The organism is Brevibacterium rongguiense (assembly GCF_009857845.1).
GTDB classification, from domain to species: domain Bacteria; phylum Actinomycetota; class Actinomycetes; order Actinomycetales; family Brevibacteriaceae; genus Brevibacterium; species Brevibacterium rongguiense.
Map to the genome: position 1 here is coordinate 1 of NZ_WWEQ01000107.1, position 3,687 is coordinate 3,687.

The 3,687-nt window shown below is 64.1% G+C and carries 1 protein-coding gene; it reads left to right on the plus strand.

Annotation, left to right across the window (positions count from 1 at the left end; translation table 11 throughout):
- Window positions 1–251: 251 nt before the first annotated feature.
- A complete protein-coding gene (locus tag GSY69_RS13570) occupies window positions 252–3,419 on the plus strand; it encodes a DUF5979 domain-containing protein (RefSeq protein WP_160954363.1) in 3,168 nt (1,055 codons plus the stop codon).
- Window positions 3,420–3,687: the final 268 nt, after the last annotated feature.

The following is a 3,687-nucleotide window of genomic DNA, read 5'->3' on the forward strand; positions in this document are numbered from 1 at the left end:
GTTCCTCGCGACGCGGACGACGTCCTCACGGAACTCTTGGGGATAGGGAGCGGGCATGGCGCACATCCTTCCCTGCAACGCCGCACGGCGCCACAGATCATGTGACACCTGATCGTGCATCAGTCCCTCAGTCCCGCACTATAATTGTGAAAGTCAGGTCAGAGTGGGCCAATGCGAGAGGAAACTGCAATACGATGAAACAAGTACAAATTCCACCCCCAAGCAGGTCACATGGCACCGTGCTCAGACGTGTGAAGCCGTTTGTCCTATTGATCGCACTGGCGCTTGTCGCGTCGGTGTGTGTTCTTGTCAATCCCGCTGCGGCGACTGCTGCCGATGGCACCGCTGCCAAGATTGACCACGTCGCCTTCCAGAACGATTCGTTCCCGGACGGGTCGCGGCAGAAGCTCGACGTTGAGTGGTCCGTTGCGGACAATGCGCAAGCACCTGTCACCGTCGACCTGGAACTGCCGGAGGGCATCCAGGGCTACTCCGACACGTTCGGCATGACGGATGAGAGCGGCGCCGAGATGGGAGAGTGCACGGTCACCAGCGGCAAGGTGCACTGCGAGGTCAGCGAGGAGTACCTCAAAACCCATCCTGTCGGTGTACACGGCACCGTGACGTTCTTTGCCCAAACCACGTTCAAGAACCGGACCGACGAAAACCACACCTTCGATTTCGGTTCCAACACGCAGCAGGTGACGGTCGAAAAGAACCCCAACTGGTGCACCGTGAACTGCGAATTCGGCGGACAGGGCGCCGGCAAGTGGGGCAGCTACGACAACGCCACCGACACGATCGTGTGGACCGTGCAGCTTCCCGCAGGCACGAACGGCATGGACGTCGGCAAGAAGGTCTCCGTCACCGACGACGGCATCGACGGCACCAACTACGAGTTGGTCAAGGACGATACGTATCCGCGGGTGCGGGAGGCCGGCTACCTCAAGTACAACGAATGGGACCGGCAAACCGTTGCGGGCTGGGCGACCAAGTCCGCCGGCGTGGACTGGAGTCCCGATGGCAAGACCGCAAGCTTTACCACCGGCCCGGGCAAGGGCGCGGGCACGCATCCGGACGGAGACAACTCGACGGGCACCGAAGGGTCTTTCTACCAGGTGCAGTGGAAGGTCAAGGTCAAGTCGCCGGGCACGCTCGACAGCGAGGGCAACCGCCAGTTCACCAACGCGGCGAAGTACACGATCGAGGGACAGGACGAAAAGACCGTCCAGGGCAGTGCGACGCGCTACATCTCGAGCGCAAACGTGATCGGTACGAACTTCGGCCGCATCTCCATCACGAAGGATCTTGCGGGCGACACCACCCTGAATCCGGATTTCACCGTGCACTTCAAGGCGACCGGAACGGAGACGGCGGAGGGCGACCTCACCATCAAGTCCGGTCAGACGGTCAACCGGGAGTTCTTCTCGGGCACCTCGGTGACATTCTCCGAGGTGAAGCCCGCGGGTCCGGACAATGTCACATGGTCCACCCCGGTTTTCGTGGATGCGGAGGGCAAGAAAGCCGACAGCGTCACCGTGAAAGTAGAGGGTGACAAGCTGGGGACCACCACGAAGTTCACCCTGCAGAACAAGGCGGAGCTTAAGAGGGCGCCGTTCCAGGCCAAGAAGGTCGTGCAGAACCCCGACGACGTTCCACTGTCCGGCGACGCGACATACACGCTGAACTACAGCTACCCGGCCGATCCGGCCAAGGGTTTCGCCGCCGGCTTCGGCTCGCTTGAGCTGCCGGGCAACGGCGAGGCCGTCAGCAGCGACCAACTGCCCGTCGGTGCCAAGGTCACGCTGCAGGAGACCACTCCGGCTGCCATTCCCGGTGCCACATGGGCCGCGCCCAAGCTGTCTCAGAACACCGTGACCATCGGCGACGACGAATCTGCCGATCTCGTGACGCTGACCAACAGGATCACCCAGGACACGGGCGACTTCACCGTGAAGAAGACCCTGTCCGGTAACGGCAAGGACCTGGTGCCCGAGGGCACGGAGTTCACTGTGCACTACGCGTGGGACGCCATCAACGGCTTCCCTGGCGGTGAGGGCGACCTCAAGGTCAAGGCGGGAGAAACCTCCGAGCCCAGCGTGGACATCCCCGCCGGCGCCACGGTGAAATTGAGCGAACTCAAGGCTACCGACCCCGACGGGGCCGCGTTCGGCGACCCGAAGTTCGACAAGACCGAGTTCACGATCGCGAAGGACACGACCGTCTCCATCAACCTGGACAACCCGGTGTCGTGGAACAACGGCGACTTCTCGGTTGAGAAGAAGGTTGTCGGGGACGGCAAGGACCTCGTTGGCTCCGATGTCGCGTTCACCGTCGACTACACCTATGAGTTGCCGGAGAAGTTGCACGCGGATCCCAGCAAGGGCAGCGGCACATTGACCGTGCTGAACGACGGCAAGGCCGTGACCGCCGATCCGCTGCCCCAGGGGACAAAGGTAACGTTGTCCGAGGCCACGCCTCCGGCAACGGCCGGCGGCACCTGGACGTCCACGTCATTCGACAAGTCCGAGTTCACCATCGGTGACAAGGTCACCACCTCGGTCACGCTGACCAACGCAATCGAGCGGGACCTGGGCGGTCTGAGCATCGAGAAGACCGTCTCCGGCAACGGCAAGTCGCTCGTAGCCGACGGCACCGAGTTCACCGTCAAGTACTCGTACGCGGGTGGCGACGGCTTTGATGCCGGCGAGGGCACCGTGACGGTCAAGTCCGGTGAGAAGGCCTCGCTGGTGAGCGGATTGCCCGCGGGCGCGGTCGTCACCCTGGACGAGGTCGCCCCGACGAAGGTCGAGGGCGGCACGTGGGGCACGCCCACGTTCAAGGACGGCAATATCGTGACGATCGGCAAGGACAAGACGGCCGAGGTCGTTCTGGACAACCCGATCGATCTCAACTCGGGCCAATTCAGCGTCGCGAAGAAGGTTGAGGGCTCCGGCGCACAGCTGGTCGCGCCCGACACCGCCTTCACGGTCGCCTACTCCTACCCGGCGGGCGAGGGCTACGAGGCCGGTAAGGGAACGCTCGAGGTCAAGGCCGACGGCAAGGCCGTGACCAGCGGGGAGATCCCGTTCGGTGCGAAGGTCTCGCTCGAGGAGGCCGCCCCGGCGGCAGTCGAAGGCGGCGAGTGGCAGGGCGCGAAGTTCAGCACCGACACGGTGACCATTGGCGACGGCACCACCGCGGAGGTGTCGCTGACCAACACCATTGACAAGGTGCCGGACCAGCCGACCTCCCAGCCGACCGAATCGGGTCAGCCGGGTCAGCCTGGCCAACCCGGTCAGCCGGGTGGCAAGCTGCCCAACACCGGTGCGAACGTGGCGGCCGCGCTGGCCGGAGGCCTGGCGCTGCTGCTGATCGGTGCGGGAGTCATCATGGTTGCCCGTAGGCGCCGCCGGTAGTCCACGGCGGTATCCGACTTCACCCGTGAAAGGGGGCTGGGCCAGACGTCAGTCTGGCCCAGCCCCCTTCCGCGTTTCAACCCTCGGCGAGCACGGCTCGCGTGGTTCCCGAATCGAGTGATCCGGACGAGTACTCACGGGTGGGCCTTCGCCCCGGATCGTGGACACGGTGTTGGTTGATTATGCTGCGGTTGGCAGCGTAGCGGCCCGGTGGGCCTCGTAGGTGGACGGGGACTGGTGGCCGCACCAGGAGTGGCGTCGGCGGGTG